The following is a 23177-nucleotide window of genomic DNA, read 5'->3' as shown; positions in this document are numbered from 1 at the left end:
TTCTAACTGAACGCAGATTCTCCGTCAAGCAATCGGCAAAAAGCGCCAATTCGCACTGCGCGGCATCCCGCTTGAATGCAACGGACATGTGCGGCGTGTGTGCAGCAATTGACGCTAAACTTGTTAATTCGTCATGGAATGATGATATCATCCGATACGGGTTTCTCTTGTTTACTTTGACGCTTAAACATGGCTTCAATGCGATCAATGACATGTGGTGCAGAGTCAATTAATTTTTCTAGCAGATGCGTCTGATTGTCCACAGATACGACTTGTACGCCGTGCTTCCCTACAACTAAAAAAGCGATTGGATTAATGTACACACCGCCCCCACTTCCACCGCCAAACGGCTTCGTATGGTTCTGGTTGCCTGCATGTTCACCACGATGATCCCCTTTACTTTCCACGCGGAAGTCGCTACCTCCAGCAGCGAAACCTATTCCAACACGGCTTATTGGTAGAATAACGCTTCCGTCTGGTGTCTGCACGGGATCGCCAACGATTGCATTAACATCAACCATAGCCTTTATATTTTCAAGAGCGGCCCTCATGAGGCCTTCGATTGGATGATCCGCCATGGCCTTAATCCTCCTTCTACCCGCATCATGCGGTATATAAGCACAAGAACTGCTCCTATAGCTTGTGACACACGAATACGGCTTATACAAACGACTCTAGTGGAAAAATAAGGGATATTAAAATGCGGGACCACTTCTAATCGCGGCATGTCCGTAAATCGAAAATATCGTGTCATGATCCCCGTAATCATTGTGGTCGCACTCCACGTCAGTCCAGACAAAATGGCTGTATCGGGTGCCCGTCCCGCTCCCACCTCAGTATCCCATATAAACTGCGTCACCTTTATTTTGAAAAATGTTTCTTTAAGCCACTGCCAAATTCCGTAAATATGCTTCTTCCACAATTCCACCCAATCTACGGCTCGTCTTATTTTCTGTTTGTTGACATTATCCTGATAACTGCCAGCATGACCTGTTCCAAAGTTATCTTTATGCTGAACGCCTAAATTAAATCCCTCCTCCATCCCTTTGAATTGGATGGACTTAATCTCATAACGCCAACGTATAATGCCATGCCACACCCGAACGCCTATCCATATTCGCTCGTAACGACCCGATTTATGTATTAGTAATTTAATTTCTATATTAGACATCAAAATACTTATCACGAGCAAAGCAAGGACGAACACAAACAATAACAAGATCAACACCCACATATTCACGAAAACACCTTCCTTTTCCATGCTAACCGTATTATGACCTTCCATCGCGTACAACATTCGTCAATGGTGTCCTGACAGCACAAAAAACCCAATGCAAAAAGGGCCTAAGAGCCCCAAATACATTGGGAATAATAAATCTATATGAAGTCATAAAGTGCATTAATGTGGCATAATTATTCCACAGACCAATCTGCCGTATTTAACGTCTGTCCAGGCGCCATGTAGTGGCCCTGAATACAGGAATGAGCCAGTTGTTCCACAAAAGCACGACCATCTTGTTGAATAGGTGGAAACGTATTGTAATGTACGGGTACCACATGCTTAGCCTGTACCCATTTAGCCGCTTGCAGCGCATCTATTGGGTCCATCGTAAAGAAGCTGCCGATTGGGAGAAATGCAATATCCGGCTTGTATCGCTCACCGATTAACTTCATATCACTAAACAAGGCAGTATCACCTGCATGGTATATAGTCATCCCATCTATCTGCAGTACAATGCCAGCAGGATTGCCCATGTACACATTTTGACCATCAACCGAGTAAGAAGAGCTATGCAGCGCGGGAACCCATTTGATATGGCCAAATGACAACTCTGCTCCACCACCAAGATTCATTCCGATGGTCGAATGAACACCCTGCTTAGACATAAAGTCAGCTAATTCCACAATTGCCACAACGGTTGCTTCATTATGGTTAGCAATTGCTGCGGCATCCTCAATATGATCGCCATGTCCGTGCGTGAGCAGGATAGTGTCCACTTTAATATCGACTGCCTGAACGGTAGCCGATGGATTGCTCGTCAAAAAAGGATCGATGATCAAACGATGCTTGTCGCTTTGAATTTCCAAACAAGCATGTCCGTGGAATGTACACCGCATTATTTTTCGCCTCCTACATCTTCAATTGTTAACTGCCTGCCTTCTAACTTCTCGAACAGCAGTTGGGTTTCCTCCTCCAAACCTTCCGTTCGTTCAAATTCAGATGCCTCCGGCAGCTCGGATAAGTTAGACAATCCAAAATAATCAAGGAAAGATTTTGTAGTTCCATATAGAATCGGCCGCCCTATAGCTTCAGCACGACCTACCTCTTCGATTAGATCCTTATTCACTAATGTTTGAATGGCACGATCTGATTTTACACCCCGCACTTCTTCAATTTCTACGCGTGTAATCGGTTGACGGTAGGCCACAATGGACAGCGTCTCAAGAGCAGCTTGTGACAACGACGAGCGAGACGGTGAATAGGCCATTCGTTCAAAGTAAGGGACATGCTCAGGCAAAGTCGTAAAATGGAACATACCAGCGATTTCCACCACTTGAATCCCGCGCTTGGCACGCTCCAGATCCCCTTTCAAATCATGCAACGCCTCTTCAACCACTTCTGCGCGAATTTCGGTAATTTCGGCCAAGTGCTTTAAACTTAGCCCTTCCTCACCAACCATAAATAGCAAGCCCTCAATAATCGACTTCAACGTCTGAAATTCCATCCGACTCCAACTCCCCGTGCCATTGAATCACAATGTCTTCAAATAATTGATCTTGGTAACAACGAATTTGTTTCAGCTTCATCAATTCCAACAGAGCTAAAAAAGTCACTACAATTTCATGCCGCGACATCTCCTGATGCAATAAATTGGAAAACATTACTTTAGAGCCTTTACCCGAAGGCTTTAAAATCGTAACGATGTCCCTTATGCGATCTTTAACCGATATCTCATCACGATGAATAGTAGCGACTTGCGTTCTTCTGACCGCCTTACGAAGCGCACGCTGAAAGGCCTGTATCAAATCGTCCACATGCAAACCTTCCACCGGATTGCTTGGAGTGCTCGGTAGAAAAGGTGTTAGGTCCTCCGCTTCCTTTGAAAAGATTAAACTCCGCTCCGTCTCTTTTTCGCGCAAATGTTCTGCAATTCCTTTGTACTTACGATATTCAATCAGCTTTCGAATAAGCTCTTCACGCGGATCATATTCTTCTTCCTCATACTCAGGGAAGTCTTCCCAGTCCATGACTGGAGGCTTGGGCAGCAGCTGCTTCGACTTCATCGATAATAGCGTTGCTGCCATGACAAGGAACTCGCTCGTAACCTCTAGCTCAAGCTCATGCATGCTGTGTAAGTATTCGAGATATTGATCTGTAATCTCACTAATCGAGATATCCTGAATATTAATCTCAGCTTTATCGATCAAATGGAGCAGCAAGTCGAGCGGCCCTTCGAACGATTGTAATTTATATGTAACGGACAACCGATAAAACCTCCTGAAATAAAAAACAAATGTAGCACCCTAAAAAGGGTACTACATTAACTAAGCACTATTTTAACTGTTTCGTCAAGTTTGCCATCTCAATTGCGGTCGCTGCAGATTCCCAACCTTTATTTCCTGCTTTTGTTCCAGCACGTTCAATGGCCTGTTCGATCGTATCCGTCGTTAACACACCAAACACAGTAGGCACGCCTGTCTTTAAGCCAATCTGTGCAACTCCCTTGGCTGCCTCGTTGCATACGAAGTCAAAATGCGGCGTCGCACCTCGGATAACCGCTCCCAGCGTGATGACAGCATCGTATTTCCCACTTTCAGCCATCTTTTGAGCAATTAATGGTATTTCAAATGCACCAGGCACCCAAGCGACGTCAATTTCTTCATCTTTAACTCCATGTCGCTTTAAGGCATCCAACGCACCTGATACAAGCTTCGATACGATAAATTCATTAAACCGACCAGCAACGATTCCATATTTTAATCCTTCTGATACTAAATGTCCTTCGAATATGTGTGGCATGTTATATCCTCCTCAAAATTAGCTCGATATTATGGGAAAATCAAAATCTATACGTTAGCACTTTCATCTTGCTCCACGTTATCAAAAGTCAACATGTGACCTAGTTTAGCTTGCTTCGTATGCAAATATTTTGTGTTGTCTTCATTTGCTGCCATCTGAATAGGAACTCGCTCCACGATCTTTAGCCCATAACCTTCCAGTCCTTTAATTTTACGCGGATTGTTTGTCATAAGCCTGATTTGTCTCACGCCAAGATGTTTGAGCATTTGTGCACCTATTCCATAATCACGCAGATCAGGTGGAAATCCCAATTTCAAATTAGCATCGACGGTGTCATAGCCTTGCTCTTGCAGCTTATAAGCTTTTAACTTGTTAATTAGACCAATGCCGCGCCCTTCTTGACGCATATAGAGTAGGACACCTGTACCCTCCTGCTCGATATTACGAAGCGCAGCTTCAAACTGTGGTCCGCAATCACAACGATGAGAATGGAACACATCACCTGTCAAGCATTCCGAATGTACCCGAACAAGTATCGGCTGAGAGGAATCAATCTCTCCTTTTACCAATGCAACATGCTCTTTGTTGTCTACCTCATTCGTAAAAGCGACTACGCGGAATTGACCAAAATCAGTAGGCATGTTAACCTCTACTTCTTGCTTAACTAGATTTTCTGTTTCGTTGCGATATTGAATAAGATCTTGGATACTGATCAGCTTCATATTGTGCTCTTTCTTAAATTCCACCAGATCTGGGAGGCGCGCCATCGATCCGTCTTCTTTCATAATTTCACAGATCACACCTGCAGGTGCTGATCCACACATCCGAGCTAAATCAACCGCTGCCTCTGTATGACCTGCGCGTCTCAGCACGCCGCCTTTTTTCGAAATCAATGGGAAAATATGACCTGGTCTTCTGAAATCTGCTGCTTTCGCGGCAGGATCAATTAAAGCCAAAATCGTCTGGGACCGCTCATGGGCAGATATTCCTGTAGATGTATCTACATGATCAATCGATACCGTAAATGCCGTACCATGATTATCCGTATTGTGAGTGACCATAGGGGGCAGCTCGAGCTCATCGGCACGTTCAGGTGAAATGGGCACGCATACTAGTCCGCGACCTTCGGTTATCATAAAATTAATCACTTCTGGTGTTGCCTTATCTGCTAATGCAAGAAAGTCGCCTTCGTTCTCCCGATCCTCATCGTCCACCACAATGATGACTTTCCCCTCTATTAAATCGTTAATCGCTTCTTCAATGGAATCAAAACGAACTTGGTCGTCCATAAGTAGCCGCCCCTTTCCTATATAACGGGTGTTGTGTATTTTCATTATGGAATCAGATAAATCCATTTTCAGCTAAGAAAGCAGTACTAATAGTAGATGGCTTGGCGACAGATGTATTAGAAGTATTATGACCCCCTATTCCTGAACCATAACGAAGCAGATGCTCCACATATTTACCAAGAATGTCACATTCGATATTCACCGTATCACCAGGCTGCTTTTTCTCTAGAGCAGTCTGTGCTAATGTATGCGGAATAATCGATACCGCAAAGCCGTCCTCGTTTGCCCGAACAAGCGTCAGACTGATGCCATCAATTGTAATAGAGCCTTTTGGAATCAAATACCGCTCCAAATCAGACTCTTCTGTTCGGAAATCAAACACAATCGCATTTGCATCCGGTGTCCGTCGTGTAATGACTGCAACCCCATCCACATGTCCTTGTACGATGTGACCCCCGAACCGCCCATTCGCAGCCATCGCCCGCTCCAAATTAACGGGCTGTCCAGGGCTTAAGTCTTTCAGATTCGTATGTCGAAAAGTTTGCGGCATCACATCAACGCAGAACGACGAGTTGTCAAAAGAAGTAGCTGTCAAACAGACGCCATTAACCGCAATGCTATCTCCCAGCCCAATTCCTGCAAGCACTTTGGAGGCTTTAATACGTAATACCATCGCCTCTCCACGCTTTGTGACAGATTGCATCATCCCAATTTCTTCAATCAATCCTGTAAACACAGCTATTCCTCCCTTCCCTCTTGCTCTTGCCGAACCGGCAGACCGCTAATGATAACATTATCACCCAGCGTCTCCACGCTTATTTGTTCCAAGCAGTAAGCATCACTCATCTTTGCGGGTCCTGGGAAAATAAAGCTCCCAGGCGCATCCTTATGCCCTACTATTTTGGGCGCAATCATAAGAACCACTTGATCGATCAAGCCTGCTTCCAACATAGAACCATTCAGGTGGCCACCGCCTTCCAATAAGATGGAGCTGATTTCGCGCTGACCGCAAGCTTCTATCGCCTTACGTACATCCACACGGTCTCCTTCATTTATCCGAATAACCGTTACTCCATTACGTTCAAGTGCTGCCGCGCGATCCTGATCTGCTGTGATCGTGGTAAGTACCCAGGTCTGGGCCGACTTGTCGCTGACTACTTTAGCATTTAGTGGCAATCTCAACTTGGAGTCCACGATCATACGGATGGGGTTCAGTCCTTGTACAGACAAACGAGTCGTCAATGAAGGATCATCCTGCAAAACTGTTCCGATGCCTACCATAATGGCTTGATGGCGATGGCGCAGCGTGTGCACTACTTCCCTTGCCTGCTCATTCGTAATCCATTGACTGTGCCCTTCATGTGTAGCAATCTTGCCGTCCAATGTCTGCGCCGTTTTAAGTGTGACATAAGGTAATCCTGTCGTGATGTATTTGGCAAACTTCTCGATAATCCGGTACGCCTCTAGTGCTAATACCCCTACCTTGACCTCAATTGCTTGTTGGCGCAGCAATGTTAAGCCACTGCCAGCGACGACAGGATTGGGATCTGTACACGCGACCACTACCCGCTTCACACCTGCCTCCATTAGACGCAAGCTGCATGGTGGAGTCTTGCCGAAATGACTGCATGGCTCAAGTGTCACATAGGCAGTACCACCCTCCGCACGTGATCCAGCCATCTGCAGGGCATGAACTTCAGCATGGCCCTCTCCTCGCCTCAGATGCGCTCCCATACCAACAATCTGACCGTCATTAACGATAACGCAGCCCACAGCAGGATTGATACCGGTCTGGCCGATTACCCGTTCCGCCAGCTCGATCGCAAGCTTCATATAAAATTCATCGTTGATTACGGTGTGCATAACATCCTCCTTGACTAGAGTTGCTCATCGAATTGAATCTGGAATGGAATCACACTAAGCTGACACTAAACTAAGATCTGCCAACTCGCCACATCAGCCGTTAGCTCTTAGGATTCCATGAACAGTGGCATTCATGTACGACCTCCCTCTCCATCCACTTGTTAACACTGCACGAAAGAATGAAAAACAAAAAGCCCTCCGGATAACCTCCGAAGGGCGCATAGGAAATATATAGACTCAGGCACGTATTCTCTCCCACAATAAAGAAGTCCAGCCTCAAAACATGGACATAAGGATTAATGTCACCTTATCTGTCTCCTAGAGAATAGAACAAAAGAAAGCTCTAATCCCTAACAAAGAGCGACACAAAGGTTACAACAATATAAACTTCCATACAAAATGAAATAGGGAAGCATCCTCTATTCTTTTTGTGAAAAAAAACACGTTGCACAGCTAAATAAAAGGCTGCTCAGATGTATTCGCTTGAAGAGAATACGACTGTCCCCTATTATAAAACTGCATCCTGACTCCCTTCTCCCATCCAGACTATACTGTCGGCTCTGGAGTCTCACCAGATCCACCGCTTGAGGTTATCCTCTTACGGGTCACGGACTGAGAATAAGCTATGCTTATTCAACACCGCCGGTCGGGAATTGCACCCTGCCCTGAAGGTTTGTACAGTTATTGCTATTAAATTGCTTACTTTATGAGATTATCACCCTGTCAACAAAAAATCAAGACCATCCCCCCTCTTGATTATCTAAGTTATATGTACCTTAACTTTGCAAGTCAATTCCAAAAAAATTATGCTCTCTTTCCAGCATAGTGACCAGCAACATAATCAACTAAGCTGAAGTACAAGGAGGAAGAGGGAATTAAATCTTTGTTCATCGGTCTATTATTAGATTTGTATAATATAATTGATTTTTTATTTTTATAAAGATATTGATCAAGTGATTTCTCATCTCTAAAAGTTAAAAAAATGGTCTCATTCTGTTCATTTCTGATCTTCGTGTATATTTTATGTTGTGACATGTTACCCTCCTATAATTTATATGTAACTTATTATTTTTTCATTTTTTATTTTATTACTTAGTGTAGTAATTAATAAATATTCAGCTGAAGTTAAGTTAAAATCAGAATCTGGCATGTATACATGCTCTAAACATTTATTTAATATTTCGTACAATACAATTGTATCATCTAAATCAAACTTTACTTCTACAGTGATATCGCATTTCAGTTGTACACTCAATTTCATCACTCTTTTCAATATTGTATTTAGGCTCCTCATGTTCTGCTTCAGACTTAGTATTTGCGTTTTGTTTGTAATAGTTCAAAATGTCATCCACTGTCTTCATATATGTATCACCTTTAAATTCTTTATTTTCTAAATTGATCATACCACGAATTTAAAGTTATGTTTTAAACTAAACTTATAATTTTTTAAAACTATATTTGATCATTTATTCATATTTTATATATCAATTAACCAGTTTGCTTTAACTATTTTCCTCAAACTGTTATACCAGGCATCATTATTTAGCAAGTAGTATATTTTTTCTAAACTGATTTCGTTATTTTCAAGTTTAATATAAAGTTTTTCCATAATCCATTCCTCATTTTCCTCATAAAATAATCCGTCCATTGCATTTTTTAAATCATTCTGCGCTAAATCTAAAAAATCCTTTAAGCTAATCATCTCATTTCTTAACTTCCAATCACGAAAATCATCAGTAGTAGATACGACATCGTCGATATTACCATTAAAAAGTAAAATCCATTGTTGAACATCTTGTTCGTCTCGAATTAAAAATTGTAGCTTCTTAATTAAAGGATCGCTTTTATTCAATCCACAAATTATCATGATTGAGGCTATAAATCGCTGTTGTTTGCTAATCTCGCTGTCACTTACCAAACTTATTTCCCCCTACATATATGTAATGATTTGCAATAAAAAGTCATCCACCTTGTTATTAAATATCATTTCCATTTTAATCACAATACTACCATATTTTATTTTTAATAGTCAATATAAAATATCCTAGCTTGAACTAGGATATTTTATATAACTCTTTTAATTGAGTCAGATTCAGAAATTCGGCTTTAATACGATAAATGGACTGATCAGACTTCTCTTGAAATTGCCTAAACACAACCTCATATTCATGATCACCTAATTCACCTGACTGCAAAAAAAGATCCTTTGCTAATGCAAGCATTCCTGAGTAACAAATATTAAACGGTGTAAAATTAGGTTCATTGATTTCCTCGCCTATAACGGACAGTCGTCTATGCACAATGTTTTTCTCTGCCTCATGAAAATGTTCTGTTCGAGTAAAGGCAGTTTTCACCACAAAATCATTGGAAACTAAGGCAGCAGTAGGAGACTTGATATCTTTACTTGCGTTTCCATTTTTCTTCTCATATTCACTTTCTCTTAAAGCCTTCTCGCACAGACTTATACAAGCATCAGAAACTGTAATTATTCTCGATGTGCCATCATCATCTCTTAAACTCAGCTGATTGGTACTAAATAAAATATCACTCTTTTGCAAATTTAGGATTTCACTATTCGCAGTTCCTCTCACTCCATTAAAAAGAAGACTAATAAGCACTGCATCTTGAGCATTCACACATTTATTAATAATTTTGTCCAGTTCTTTGGCTGTCCAATATTTCTTTAATGACTTCATGACGAACTGTTCTTTCCACTCTTTAGCGGTTCCATCCAAAGGATTTAAACCATCCAAATATCCTTCTTCTAATGCCCAATCAATATATTTTGAGACCCAGGTCACATTTGCCTTTGAAGAATAGGCAGTTTTGGGAAGATACAAAAAAAATAATCGCCTAAGCTGTTCACGATTAAACTCAAATAAATCTTTATCCAAATCGAATTCTAATGTCTGCGATACCTTAAACAGCCTCGAAAGTATTTTTTGAGTTGATTCAGCATACTCAGACATAAATGCCAGCTTTGTCTTCTCATTGTATAATCGATCTTCGTATACAATGTTAGCCATGTTCGTCACCGTCCATCATAAAGGTATTAGGCTAATAATTTATCAACACAATGCTCAAAAAATTCTCTTATTTGCCTTTTAATTTTGTTAGAGTTCACTTTCCCTTGTGTTGTCATCAAATCATTATAATCGGAATCTACTTTAGATAAGTTAATACCATTCACTATCCGCACAATCTCATCCACCGGATAATCTTTACCGTATTTATCAAAGAGTTTCTTTGCAATGACAATGTACCCAACAAACGTATTATGGTGATTTACCCAACTCGTTTTGGCAACTTCCTTTGTATGGGTTAAAAACTCTTCCTCAAAAGCAGGAATGAGATAACCAAAAAATTTAGTCAGAACTTCTGTAATATCATACCGGTCTTTATTATTTTGAGGTTGAAAAATACTTTCTATTGACTCCGATAAAATAGAAAAATTAGTTAAATAATTCATCTTTTTATCCAGAGTAGTTTTTATAGAAACTCGTTTTCTCAATTCTGGAATATTCATAAGCTCTTTCGTAACTTGAGAGCCAATACTTTCAGCCATATAGTGCTTTACTAATGTTTTGTCAAAACGATTAACTGTGTTAATCTGACCTAATAAAAATTGTGCCTCCTGCAGCGGATAATGCTTAATCGAGACATTAATAAATCCTTCATACTGAGGATCCTCTTCAAGCACATTTAATATCGCCTGGACTCTATGCATGCCATCTATTAGATTTACTGTCGTTCCTTCTTGAATTGTCAGTTTGCCATCATTATATTGTATATCATCGTGACCATCGACTAAAATATTCAATAATATCGTGTCCGCTTTATACTTTCCCTCTACCATCAGTCGCGATATATTTTTGACACTTTTAAGATTGACGTCAGGCTTTTCAACTATTTCACCATCTTTCCTGACTTTCTTCTTCGACAATCGTTGAGTACTAAAGTTATACGTAATAATCTTAGATTCCCATAATGCTCTTAACTCTTTAAAGCTCATAATTGTAACGTAGTCTCTCCCAGTAGGCGCAGAGATCACATTTTGTAAAGTATAAGGATATGCAGCCTGAAGCTCATCTTCCCTAAAATAAGACAAAGCTTTCTTAATATCCCGAGGCTTGAAATGATGTTGGGGATTCATTCTATCATCATTAGTTACTTCATAAACAGTATTCATAATGACGATAATCTCTTCTTCTGGCAATGAATCTAATATTTCATTGTTAACTAGAATCTCAATAAATGTGGAACGAGGAAAATTATATCCTTCATATAAACGATTATCAATATCCCGCTGCAGTTCTTTATTCTTAACGACATCTGATAACACAGATGAGAGCGCGTCTACTAATTCAATAGTCATGCTTGTTTCTCCTTTGCTTATGTATAAGTTTAATGTCTATTATATCACTTAAAGTGGAAATTATACAAATACGATTTAAATAAATAAAACCTTTTTCTCTAAAAAACCATAAAAAGTTAATCAAAATAAATACGAACATATGTTTGATATTTTCTAATTTATGATGTAAAATAAATGTACGCCAGATGCCCACGATATTACCCGTTTAGGAGATGAATTGGAATGAGCCAATGCTGCTATGTACACGGTACGGTAGTTTTCCCTTTAATGTTAAAGGTGAATTCTGTATCTCAAGAGAATGCAATTGCCAAAGCTTATGCTATTTTAAATAATGCAAATACACTGAAAGTTGAAATGGACGTACATACTAAATCAGGAAAGTGTCACCTCATCATAGCTGACGAATTTGATTTCTGTTGGGATCGGATAACTACACAACCTTAACGATAACCTGCTATGTTAGCGCATAGCAGGTTGACTTTTTTTATATACTTTTGTTATATTGCAGCCATATCACATCGGAAAAGAAAAGAGGCTTCATTATGTTAAATGTAAAATACAAAGAATACGATATAAATAACAAAGGGAAATATGAATTAATAAAAGAAATGAAACAAGCACTTGATTACTCTTTGCATTATTCAGATGAACGGATTCAATATCTGGAGTCAATTTTGTCTGAACACTCCTGGTTGTCTGATTATTCTTTAACAGAGCAATTTGCTAAGAAACAAGTCAAAGGGAAAACACAACAAATTTCCGAAGGTGATGGATTTTCTCAGCTCCTTGAACAAGTAGCCGACTATCTGTTATTTACTGACTATAAAAACGAGTCGCATAAGCAGCAAATTGAAGCTAACGAAGTTAGTGATTTGAAATTAACCTATCCTACTTTGACTAATAATAAAAAATCTAACAATTTATTGCGTGAGAAAGCACTTGACGACTTAAATGAGACTACGCAACAAGCCACTCTTTACCGCAAGTCAAAAAAGAAAGCATTGCAGGATCGAAAAGTAAGTATGAAAGAAATCAAAAAATCCATATATCTACAACAAATTCATCTGAATATTAACAATCTAGAAAAATCTAAAGCTACGCTAGCAAATCAATTAGCAAGAAGAAAAGTGACAAGACTTATCGGCGATTTGAAGTACGAAATGTTTCTTATGAATGAAATGATCCGAGGTTCATTTTCTTTTGGTGTCTCCAATGGCCGAACCATGTATTGCTGGACTGAGGATACAGGTTATTTACATAACGATGAATATATCCATATTAGTGAAAACAAAATTGATTTGCGTAAAACTGAACATGTTAAAGGGCTAATATATCAATTTGCTGAGCTTAGTACTTTGTATGAAGGCAAGGTAAATGAAATGATGTTTGAAATTTTACGAGATTTTATTCAACTTGTTAATTCAGCTAAGCTATCAACAATAGAACGCACTATACTGCATAACGTACTACAGCTTGATTTAAGTTATGCATACAAATCATATATTAATGAAGCTAAGTTTTATAAAATAAATAATGATAATATAAATGATATGTTAAAAACAGAAAAGAAATTGAGTTCATTTACGATTAATCCTAAATATGAAATTATTGAACGAGCATCTGCACAGGTCAGTGCAACTCAGGGCAGGCTATATACAACGAGACAAATAAAAAGGTATATCGATAAAATATCAGAAAGGCTTGCTATTACATATAAACAAAGCATAAGAAAGCATTATTTATCGCTTCGATAATTATTTTGGTCAAAAAAATGAGAAAGACCCTATATAGATATGAGAAGGTAAAACAGTAGACAATAAAGAATGAAACATATGTTGATCCTTAAAAAAATAAATTATGCATTTTAATTAACTTGAAAGGAGGTGAAGTGAGTGATGTGTATTTATGGATTTACTTAGTTTTATAACATCGTAACATACTCTGTACATGGTCACGAAAGGTATGAAAGAGGTGTACTGATGCTACATCCCCTATTCACTTACATTAAAGGTGTTGCATAACATGCACAGTCGAATGAACTGGATTCAGAAAAAAGAAGCCATCGTAAATAACATACTGGCTCATCAAGAATTGCGTAAAGCTCTATTCTATAACGATTCCAATTTTCTTGATAAGCCTGACATTAGTGCTTCGCAGCTGCTCTATCACAATGTATTCCCTTATCAACATCCTATAGACAGCACTACAAGCCCTGCTTCGTATCTAACGGTAAGCTTCAAAAACATGAAGTTGGTAAACTCAACATTCTCATCAGGATTGCTTTATATCCATACCCTTGTACATAAAGATCTCATGAAGACAGATTATGGTGCACTGCGTACTGATTATATCATTAGTCTGATTGATGAGTTGATGAATGGGCAGACAGGCCTGGGAATGGGCAAGCTTGAATTTAATCGGATGGATGAATTGGCATTAAAATCAGGTTACATAGATTTATATGTATCATATAAAATATGGGATTTCTATTAAAATGACAATTAACAATAACCTAATTGAAGTTATCCGACTTAAGACAATTGCAAATCTCCCTTATTTCATCCATGGAATTGAAATTATTCCTAAAAATTTAAAAAGTATTATAGAGGACGGATATGAGACATACAACCGTAATCTAGGTATTTTGACTGTACAAAAAGAGGATGTCTTTCCGCCCCAAGTTATGAAAGAGCTCCCTTCAGACATTACGCTTCTGCAATTAATGCGTATGAGTCATCAATATGAATATGTTGACTTAATAGTAGACAGCATTCGTTATTTTACGGATACAGATAAGCTTGATCTGCATGAAGATGTAATACGTCTGGGAGATGTTTCTCTCCCCTACTCCTCGCTAGAGGATATGTTGCAAGTGATACGCGTTCAGAATTGCATTCATCGCCATATGGAAGATGAGCAATTTCGTCCACTTAATGAACGAGCACGATTGATTCAGCAAAAAATGCTGGCCAACAAAAAGAAGATACAAGAATTAAAAAAATCATCTTCCAATGATGAACAGCTAACCTTGCTGGATCTCATTTCAATCCTTGTATCGAATGCCAACGGCATTAATCTGTTCAATGTATTTGATTTAAATATGTTTCAGTTTAATGATCAATTTAATCGTATGAAGATGATTGACGAGTACGAAATTAATATTCAAGCACTGCTCCACGGAGCAGACTCAAATCATATCAATATCAAACATTGGATGTCAAAAATATAAAATATATATTTGACAATATAAACTAGGAGGATTTATTTATGCGCTATGGAGTACGTGAGATTTGTAATGTGGTATTAAAAGACGTTAAAACACAGGAACCCGTTGTTTACTTAGAATCATTGAAAACAAGTGCACTGGAGACAAAAGGAACGACTGTATATGCACGTGGCGGCCGTGGTAACGCTAAGCTTATCGGCTGGGATAGTGAAAAAGAAATTACGATGAATATGGAGGATACACTGATCTCCAAAGAAGGACTTGAAGTGTTGACTGGTTCCAAATTTACAGCTGCATCCAAACCTGTCCATAAAAAAGAAGTGCTGCGTGTGCAAAAAGATGGCACTGACTTGTCTGTAAAATTAGCAACTGCACCAACTGCTAACGTTGATGTTAAATCTTTCTTCTACAAATCAGCGGATGGAGCTGCTATTGGTGAAAAGCTTACAGCTGCAGTAACCACAACTGGTACTCCTGCAGTTACTAAGGTTGTATTGACTGGTGCAAGCATCAAAGAAGGCGATATCGTAATCGCTGATTATTATTTAGATGCACCTGTATCAGCAAAAAGCATTACGATTGCATCTGATGTGTTCCCTGGTACATACACACTTGAGGGTGAGACACTGTGGCGCAACGAGGATGGTGTAGACGTTCCTGCCGTCTTTACCATTCCTAAGCTTAAAGTACTGCCTAACTTTAATATTAACATGGCAGCAACTGGTGACCCTACTCCATTTACCTTTAGTACAGAAGTCTTAAAAGATTCTAGTTCAACTGCAATGGTTGTCATTGATTTGCTCGAAGAATAATCTAACTATTAAAGAGGCAAAATATATATTTTGCCTCTTTTTATTTCAAATCACCCCGTAAAGGAGAATTTGTCTGATGGCCCAAATCCGTAACTTATCACTCGCACAAGTAAAAAAAGAAGCTGCTGAAAAATATAAAAATACAACAGTATTAACATTTGAAAATGGAACCAAGATTGATGTTGATCTTGTTCTACGTCCTTCTAAAATAACGAAGCTCAAAACCGAGCTTATCGACGTGCTCTCTGATGCAATGGAACAAAAGAAAAAGCTGGATGCTCCGACTCTTTTTGCGATTCAGACGATGTTAGTCGTTAAATACTTTACTTCAATTAAAGCAGATGTAAAAGGTTATGATGGATTATTAGATATGCTCTATACGCTCAATGACGGTAACTATACCAACAAGATTCTGGAGTCATTTGATCCGGCACAACTAGGCATAGTGTATAAGGATATCGACGAAACATTAAAGCTCATCAATCATGCGATTGAAGAAAAACTTAATGAAATCAATAATACGGAAGCATCTTCATCCAAACCTGAGGGGCCAGCAGTTACGAAGCGAGGTAAAAAAAATGCCTAGGTATGAACTATCCGAACATATGGTGAAAAATGTATTACAGTTTTTAAATCGCACTCCGGTCGAAGGCTTCACAGAGCAAGATGCCATGTATGAACTACGCTACATATTCGCTCATCCCCTAATAGATGAGGAACAGCCTTCGCAGTCGTAACACGTCTCTTCAAATGACACAGAAAGGAGTGATAATGGGATGGTTAGCGCAAGAATTCATGAAAATGCCCTCCAGGAAAATAGAAGAAGAGAACAAGAATACCTCCGTTCAAGAGAAGAGCTTGCTGCAAAGTTGGCAGAGCTTAATAACCGAATTGGATCAGATGACCATTATGCTCGTCATATCGAGAGCTTAAACGCCAAGCTGCGAAACACAAGTTCAGCAGGAAATTATCAACAGGCAATCAGCAATGTAGAGCAAGAAATGCGCAGATTAGCTGTCACTGCTGACAATCCTGCCTTAAACACAACCTTTAAGCAGTTTTTGTCAGGGAAGGCCGAACACGTAAAACAATTTGCTCAATCGCTGTCCTTTCTTCAGGCTCCCCTGCTCGCGATTTCCGCAACCGTGATGGAAGTCGATTCTAAAATGACACAGCTGAAAAAAGTAATGAATGAAGACACTAACTTTAACCGTATGTTGTCCGAATCCATTGCCTTAAGTAAGCAATTAGGCATGTCGATCAGCTCAGTTGTCGAGCAGTCGGCACAAATAGCCGGCTCAGGTTATGAAGGCCCTCAGGTGATGGCACTTACCCAATCGGTTGGACTCGCACAAAACGTGACTAACTTATCTGCTGATCAGGCTATAGATACGATCACTACTGCTATGAATGCCTTTAATATTCAGGCAGGTCAAAGCATTAAAATCGTAGATCAGCTCAACGCGGTGGATAACGAATATGCGATCTCAGCACAAAATCTCTCGGCATCTCTAGGATCAGCAGGCGAACAAGCTAGACAGTATGGCGTAAGTATACAGGAGTTACTCGGGCATACAACGGCTATCCATGATGTGACACGAGAGTCAGGCGATTCGATCGGTGAAGGACTAAAAACAATTTACAGCCAAATTACAACTCTTGGCAGTTCCTCGACCTTGTTGCAGCAGGTAGGCATTCAAGTTATAGACAGCACCAACGGAACCATGAAATCTGCTTCGGCTATACTAGGCGAACTAGCTCAAAAATGGAACACCTTAAGTAACAGTACAAAACAAAATTTAGGTGTTACGATTGCAGGCAAAGAACAGTTTAAACAATTCTCAGCCTTAATGAGCAATTATCAAGTGGCAATAGATGCTTCAGGCCATGCATATCGTTCCCACGGCTCGGCAATGGGCGAAAATGCGCAATATATGGACTCCTTACAAGCCAGAACAGAGCGATTACGTACAGCCTGGCAAGAGCTAGCACTGAAAGTCGGTGAAGCTTTTGTAACCGATTCATTAGTTGTACTTGTTAATATCCTAACTGGCTTAGGTAGCGGCCTCGTATGGCTCACCAATACGTTTGGTACCCTGCCTGTCTTAATAGTGGGTGTTACTTCAGCAATTGGCATATTGTATGTTATGTTTAGACAAGCCATTGCCAGCAATGCCATTATGATTGCAGGCCTATTCGGGATTGCTCCTGCAACTACTGCAGCTACGGCAGGTGTCACCGGATTGTCCGGTGCGCTCCGAACCTTGGGTCTGTCCATAAAGTCACTGCTAGCTTCAACAGGCGTAGGATTAGCGTTAGTATTAGTTGGAACACTTGCAAGCTCGCTCATGGATAAGTTTGGCGGAGCCAAGGATATCACGGAGCAATTCAAAAACTCGATGGATGAGGTCAATAAGACCATTAGTGATACGACCCATCTCAAGCAGCTTTCAGAGGAGTATCAAAAATTGTCTGAGGTGCAGGGTAAAACTTCTCAAGACAAACTACGCATCTCTGCAATAGAAAGTGAGCTAAATGCCCAATACGGCATTTCGATCGATTCGGTTAGCAACCAAGCAAATGCTTATGATCTCAACTCTCAAGCCATCAAGCAAAAACTCACGTTAATGGAAGAAGAGATCCGTCTTCAAAGGGAATCGGCGATGCTGGAGTATGAAAGCAATAAATCCAGTATTGATAAGGATATTGCTAACAAAAGAGACAAAAAAGAGTCTGCTAGGCTAGAATATGAAGATGCCGCGAAAAAACATGCGGAATTTATACGTAAAAGAGACAATAAAGAGATTATTAGTAATGAAAATAATTATTTCTCCAACAACCTATTTTCCTCGGTCAAATTTGATCCCAATAAACAAACTGCTCAAGCCGGTATAGCAAGATTAGGGGAACAGCTCGCATCTGAAGTTAAACAGGCAAATGAAAAAATGATCACCGCGAATAAGGAATTTGGTGATTCCGTTGTCATAGCTGAAGCAGGCAAAAGCGCTGAACTGCAAGCATTTATCGATGGTTATGCAGCTAAAGGGGAAAAAGTTACTGAAAGCACCCGTTTGCTCACTGGTGCGTTAGCTCAAGTTGCAGCAGTAAATAATGTAAACATTTCCGATTCTGATTTCCGGAGTATTTTTGATGTATTTCAGCAGCAAAATATTACATCTATCGAAGAAGCAATATCTGTTTTTGAGAAAATACCTGCAACTCTGAATCTTAATGAAGACTCCATCCGAGGTTTTAGGAACGAAATCAAAAAAATAAATTTTTCCAATTTCAATAAGGGTACTAATCATGTTTCAGATTCTCTCTTGAGTCTAGAGGATCGAACTTCTAGTTTTAATGACAAGATTAAAGACAATGTATCGGATATTAGAAAGCTGAACGGTGTTTTATCTGATATGGCCTCGGGCCAATCAATGTCATCGGATGCAATGTATGACCTCATCATACAGTATCCTGAACTTGCAAGTAATATTTACAAAACCGCTGATGGCTGGAAAATTGAACAACATGCTATATCCGATCTAAGTAAAGAAAAATCAAAAAAAGTAAAAGATGATATAAAAAATGAGAAGACCGCTTCATTAATCACTCTGAATAATATTAGAAGTAGATTAGAAATGTATGGCATTGAAATACAAGCCATTAATAATGTAAAAGATGCTAAAAATCTAATGGACGAAGTAACTGGAAAATTGCTTTTTGAAGACCATGTTTTAAACTCTAATGCTGTAAATTCTCTTCCCCCTGAGTACAGTGAAAAAATTAAAGCAGCAGCTCTAAATAACAAAAATACACTACTCGAAAATCAAAAAGGTATTCGTGAAAATATCGCGTATATGAATGCACTAGGTGCCATCGAATCTACAATTAATGGGGGATCACCATCAAGTAAGCCATCCGGTTCATCTAACAGCGGATCGACATCAGCTAACGAAGCAAAATTTGAATCTAAACTTAAGTTAGATCAAAACGAAGAAGATATAAAAAATCATACTGCCTCACTTGAAGCCAACAACCAAGCGATCGAAACCGCGATCGCTAAAGGCCAGAATTACGAGAAACTACTTAACGCTCGTATTAACATTCATCATCGCTTAATCGATTCCTTGAAGAAATTGCATACTTCTCAAGTACAAGAGCAAGCATCGCTAAAGAAGACATTAACGGATAAAGGATTATTGTCAAAAGGGCAAGTTGTTGATAATGTTGCCGACAAACTTAATAAGTTGGCCAAAAGCTCAAACCCTGAAGCAATGGAAAAGTTGGAACAGCAAGTGCAGCAGTATGTAGATTTGACCGATAAAATAAACAATACAAAATCTCAACTTCAGCAAGCAAGCATGAATTTAGCAGATACACTTAACAAAGGGCTCGAGCAAATCAAAAGCAGCAGTGAACGAAAAATAGCCAAAAGCCAGTATAAAATATCACTGTTAGGCGAAATCAATACAAATGCCGAGAAAAAGCTGCTTGCAGCTTACTCTGCAGAAATCGTTTCTGAACTAGCCCTGCAACAAAAGAAAATAAATGATGAGTTATATAAGGCTCAGCGTATAATCAACAATCCAAAAGCATCCGCAGAAGCTAGAAGTGCGAATGAAATTTATGCACAGACTCTGAGGAGTGCCAAGCAAAACGTAGAATCTGAGCTCGTGTCCAAAGCTGAGGAATCCGGAAAACAACAAGCTGATGCATTATTAAATGGCTACCAAAAGCAGCTATCTGAATTAGAGTACAAAAAAAGCTTGTTAGGTACAATTGACACCGATGAAGAGAAAAAGCAAGCTGCTAAAATTACTACTGATATCAAAACGACTCTAATTAATGAGCAGAAAAAAATAGAAGATGAAATCAAGCTGGTTCAACAAAATTTAAAGAAAAAAGGCGCTTCCCTTCAAGATACATATCAACGTCAGGCCAAGCTGGAATCGCTGCAAGAAGAACAAAAAAACGTCAATAAGAAACTCGTTGATATGAATGACGAGGAACTCAAGATTCGTACCGACAACGCCAATGCCATCATTGATAATTACAAAAAAATGCTGGATAAGCATAAGGAAATGCAGATCAAGGCGAAGGACGAAGAAATACGGCTTGAAAAAGAGAAACACGACAAAAAAATCAAACTTCTGGACGATCTTCAAAAACGAAACGAAGATTATATTAATGCTCAATTAAAATCTTTTGACCGCTCCAATCAAACCGAAGATTATGATGCTTCTCTGAAAAAAATGGTGGATGAGCGTCAAGCCGTTCAGGACAAGCTCCATTTGCTGGATCTTGATAATTCCTTGGAGGCAAAAGCAAAGCGCAAAACACTACAAGAGGAATTAAATGCAAAAGATGATGAAATAAACAAATTCAAACAAAGTCGAGAACGCGATCTCCGTAAACAAGGACTACAAGACCAATTAGATGATCTTAAAACGACGCTTGACAAAGAGAAAGAACTAGAAAACAACCTTCATAATGACAAAATAAAAGGACTTGAAAAAGAAAAAACAGCAATTGAAGAAAAGCATAAACTGCTCATGGAAAAGGAAATTCTCTTCTCCACCTTAAAACAGCAGCTCATGAGTCAAGATAAAGTTGTATTTAATCAGGGCATAGCAGATATGCGAACCGAATATGATAAATTTTTTGAGTTTCTAAAGACGAATAGTGCGCTTGTAGGTCAACAAATGGCTGATCATCTTCGCGGTCAGTTCGCACAAGACTTGTCCGACTACGGGAACTCTAACCAGGCTGGAAACGTACCGCCTGCAACCGGAAATCAATCTTCAACAGCACCTGTAAATCCATCCAATAAGGATGTTAATACAGCCTGGAATAAATACCTCGCTAACAAACAAGAGGCAGAAGGCCTGATCATAAAGGATAAAGGTAAAAATAAGGTTAGAATTAATGAGCTTCGGCAAGAGAATGACGACTATCGGGCAGCATATAAATTCCCTGACCTGCCATATAGTCAGCTGAGGGGAAAAGCTCCGTTCACCGCGGAGACAGGCGGGATGACACCAGCCTGGGGAAGCGGCGGAAAGTACTTGCTTGCACATGAAAAGGAACTCATTTTAAATAAAACCGATACGTTTAACCTCCTTAAAATCATTGATGTCACTCGTCATATGATGGACTCAATTCGATCATTTAAGTTCCCTAGTCTAGCCACAAGCGGAAATGTAATTGAAAACTTGCATGTGTCCGTACAAGGAAACTTTGCTCAGAAGAATGGTGATGACGTATTCTCCTCTATTATCAACGGACTTAAAGCGAAGGGAGTTGAGTTTAAAAGAGGGCTTTAGCCTCCTTTTTCCTATTATGACGATAAGAAATGCAGAGTATTTCACATATAATGGAATATCCAGTCAAACGTTTGGTATCGTAAATGTAAATGTTAGTGGTGGTTTGCTGGAAGAAGCATTTGCACCCACCCGAACTATTGCTGAATTTCGGATTGCTGGACGTGATAAGCCCTATTTTCAAACGATACAAAAAGAGCCTCTAAAGTTCCATTTGACGTTTGCCTTTGAAGAGGGCTGGGACACCTCCAAAATAAGAGAAGTAACCAAATGGCTGACAGAAGTTGATTATTACAAGGAGCTCAGCTTCTCAACAGACCCTGAACGTATCTTCTACGCCATCGTAGTTGATGATCCTACACTACTGCATAACGGTATGAATGAAGGATATGTGACGCTTACTTTTCGTTGTAGTTCCCCCTACTCATATTCACCCGTATATACATCACAAATATACGAGTTTCAAGATCGAACGTATGAACAAACCATCGACACCTTTGACAAAGGTCAACGTGAAGGCATCATACTCAATGCACAAGGGCATCTTGTGCTTGATCCTAGCAAACCGACATGGCAGCAATATGCACCACCAACAAAGTGGTCGGACATTCCGTAAACAAAGTGAGGTATTGAGATGTCAACAATTACGCAGCATATTGGCTTAACAAAGCCCGATTACACAGACGAGATTTATCAAACAATGCAGGATTTGGGTACCAACTTTGAAAAACTGGATCATTTAGCTGAGAAGAGTAGTTCCCTGGCTCCGCTAGATGGTGTTTGGCCACTGGCTGCTCGCATATGGAATACTGCACCTGCTACTGGCAAACCCGCTGGCTGGATCAACACTCGGGAAGGGAGAGCAGCCAAGTCATGGAAACCTACTACACTCCATGATCTACATTCCTATGTTGTCCCTACTACTGATAACGGTCATGTGTATGAATGCATTCAGGCAGGCTATACGGGGGTGCTTGAACCCGTTTTTCCTACTACCGATCTTGCAGAAGTTCAGGATACAAGAGGAGCTTCTACTTGGCAGCCTTCCACTCTGTACTATAAGGATAATATTGTATTTCCAACAACAGACATTGGACGTTTCTATGTTTGTGTCAAAGATGGCGAAAGCGGTTCTAAAGAACCTGTCTGGAGCTCCATTAATGGTGCCAGCGTCTATGACAATACTGCCGTGTGGATTAGTCTCAAGGTTGCAAAGTGGGCAGAACGTGGAGTGGCTGCTTCCTTTAAACCTTTTGGCATGATTGGGTGATGAT

Annotated in this window: 22 protein-coding genes and 1 riboswitch; of the genes, 9 read left to right on the top strand and 13 right to left on the bottom strand. The window is 39.7% G+C overall.

The window, feature by feature from the left end:
* Positions 1-131: 131 nt before the first annotated feature.
* From ytfJ to QP775_RS01040, 13 genes are all read right to left on the bottom strand, one after another.
* Positions 132-578, bottom strand: a complete 447-nt coding sequence (ytfJ, locus tag QP775_RS01100) for a GerW family sporulation protein (RefSeq protein ID WP_239327189.1) — start codon at positions 576-578, stop codon at positions 132-134.
* On the bottom strand, positions 548-1234 hold the full coding sequence (locus QP775_RS01095) for a DUF2953 domain-containing protein (RefSeq protein ID WP_285105652.1): 687 nt from the start codon (positions 1232-1234) through the stop codon (positions 548-550). Before QP775_RS01095 ends, ytfJ begins: the two co-directional genes overlap by 31 nt.
* A 179-nt stretch (positions 1235-1413) precedes the next feature.
* A complete protein-coding gene (locus QP775_RS01090; protein WP_285102920.1) occupies positions 1414-2118 on the bottom strand; it encodes a metal-dependent hydrolase in 705 nt (234 codons plus the stop codon).
* Positions 2118-2726, bottom strand: a complete 609-nt coding sequence (scpB, locus tag QP775_RS01085; RefSeq protein WP_285102918.1) for an SMC-Scp complex subunit ScpB — start codon at positions 2724-2726, stop codon at positions 2118-2120. The genes QP775_RS01090 and scpB overlap by 1 nt, the downstream gene beginning before the upstream one ends.
* Positions 2695-3486, bottom strand: coding sequence for a segregation and condensation protein A (locus QP775_RS01080; RefSeq protein ID WP_239327186.1), 792 nt, complete (start codon positions 3484-3486; stop codon positions 2695-2697). The genes scpB and QP775_RS01080 overlap by 32 nt, the downstream gene beginning before the upstream one ends.
* Positions 3487-3553: 67 nt before the next feature.
* The gene (ribH, locus tag QP775_RS01075; protein WP_239327185.1) at positions 3554-4021 is read right to left on the bottom strand and encodes a 6,7-dimethyl-8-ribityllumazine synthase; all 468 of its coding nucleotides are present in this window, start codon (positions 4019-4021) and stop codon (positions 3554-3556) included.
* Positions 4022-4068: 47 nt separating this feature from the next.
* Entirely contained in the window at positions 4069-5310 is a 1242-nt protein-coding gene (locus QP775_RS01070; RefSeq protein WP_285102912.1) for a bifunctional 3,4-dihydroxy-2-butanone-4-phosphate synthase/GTP cyclohydrolase II, read from the bottom strand.
* A 52-nt stretch (positions 5311-5362) separates the two neighbouring features.
* Positions 5363-6046, bottom strand: a complete 684-nt coding sequence (gene ribE, locus QP775_RS01065) for a riboflavin synthase (protein WP_285102910.1) — start codon at positions 6044-6046, stop codon at positions 5363-5365.
* A 2-nt stretch (positions 6047-6048) separates the two neighbouring features.
* Positions 6049-7173: a bifunctional diaminohydroxyphosphoribosylaminopyrimidine deaminase/5-amino-6-(5-phosphoribosylamino)uracil reductase RibD gene (gene ribD / locus QP775_RS01060; RefSeq protein ID WP_285102908.1), complete on the bottom strand. Its 1125-nt coding sequence runs from the start codon at positions 7171-7173 to the stop codon at positions 6049-6051.
* Between the two features lie 525 nt (positions 7174-7698).
* Positions 7699-7850: riboswitch (FMN riboswitch) on the bottom strand.
* A 127-nt stretch (positions 7851-7977) separates the two neighbouring features.
* Entirely contained in the window at positions 7978-8208 is a 231-nt protein-coding gene (locus QP775_RS01055) for a hypothetical protein (RefSeq protein ID WP_285102906.1), read from the bottom strand.
* A gap of 442 nt (positions 8209-8650) precedes the next feature.
* A complete protein-coding gene (locus tag QP775_RS01050) occupies positions 8651-9091 on the bottom strand; it encodes a hypothetical protein (RefSeq protein WP_239327180.1) in 441 nt (146 codons plus the stop codon).
* Between the two features lie 136 nt (positions 9092-9227).
* A complete protein-coding gene (locus QP775_RS01045) occupies positions 9228-10199 on the bottom strand; it encodes a tyrosine-type recombinase/integrase (RefSeq protein ID WP_239327179.1) in 972 nt (323 codons plus the stop codon).
* Positions 10200-10225: 26 nt separating this feature from the next.
* Positions 10226-11548 (bottom strand): DNA sulfur modification protein DndB, encoded by a 1323-nt coding sequence (locus QP775_RS01040; protein ID WP_239327178.1) that lies wholly within the window; start codon positions 11546-11548, stop codon positions 10226-10228.
* A 222-nt stretch (positions 11549-11770) separates the two neighbouring features.
* On the opposite strand from QP775_RS01040, the gene QP775_RS01035 reads away from it, so the two are divergent.
* The 9 genes from QP775_RS01035 to QP775_RS00995 all read left to right on the top strand — a co-directional run bounded on the left by QP775_RS01035 (position 11771) and on the right by QP775_RS00995 (position 23173).
* Complete coding sequence (locus QP775_RS01035) at positions 11771-11992, top strand: hypothetical protein (protein WP_285102903.1); 222 nt, start codon at positions 11771-11773, stop codon at positions 11990-11992.
* A 98-nt stretch (positions 11993-12090) separates the two neighbouring features.
* Positions 12091-13302, top strand: coding sequence for a hypothetical protein (locus QP775_RS01030; protein WP_285102901.1), 1212 nt, complete (start codon positions 12091-12093; stop codon positions 13300-13302).
* Between the two features lie 280 nt (positions 13303-13582).
* Entirely contained in the window at positions 13583-14041 is a 459-nt protein-coding gene (locus QP775_RS01025) for a hypothetical protein (protein ID WP_239327176.1), read from the top strand.
* 1 nt (position 14042) lies between these two features.
* Entirely contained in the window at positions 14043-14777 is a 735-nt protein-coding gene (locus QP775_RS01020; protein WP_239327175.1) for a hypothetical protein, read from the top strand.
* A 38-nt stretch (positions 14778-14815) separates the two neighbouring features.
* Positions 14816-15586, top strand: coding sequence for a hypothetical protein (locus QP775_RS01015; RefSeq protein ID WP_285102899.1), 771 nt, complete (start codon positions 14816-14818; stop codon positions 15584-15586).
* Positions 15587-15662: 76 nt separating this feature from the next.
* Positions 15663-16172 carry a hypothetical protein gene (locus QP775_RS01010; RefSeq protein WP_239327173.1) on the top strand — a complete coding sequence of 170 codons (510 nt, stop codon included), beginning with the start codon at positions 15663-15665 and terminating at the stop codon, positions 16170-16172.
* Positions 16173-16362: 190 nt separating this feature from the next.
* Positions 16363-21906, top strand: coding sequence for a phage tail tape measure protein (locus QP775_RS01005; RefSeq protein ID WP_285102896.1), 5544 nt, complete (start codon positions 16363-16365; stop codon positions 21904-21906).
* A 16-nt stretch (positions 21907-21922) separates the two neighbouring features.
* Complete coding sequence (locus QP775_RS01000; RefSeq protein WP_285102894.1) at positions 21923-22519, top strand: distal tail protein Dit; 597 nt, start codon at positions 21923-21925, stop codon at positions 22517-22519.
* An 18-nt stretch (positions 22520-22537) separates the two neighbouring features.
* Entirely contained in the window at positions 22538-23173 is a 636-nt protein-coding gene (locus tag QP775_RS00995; RefSeq protein WP_285102892.1) for a hypothetical protein, read from the top strand.
* Positions 23174-23177: the final 4 nt, after the last annotated feature.

Origin of the sequence: Paenibacillus sp. UMB4589-SE434 (genome assembly GCF_030226685.1) — a bacterium.
Classification (GTDB): domain Bacteria; phylum Bacillota; class Bacilli; order Paenibacillales; family Paenibacillaceae; genus Paenibacillus_B.
The sequence above is the reverse complement of the archived record's forward strand: the minus strand, read 5'-3'. Positions and strand labels throughout refer to the sequence as shown.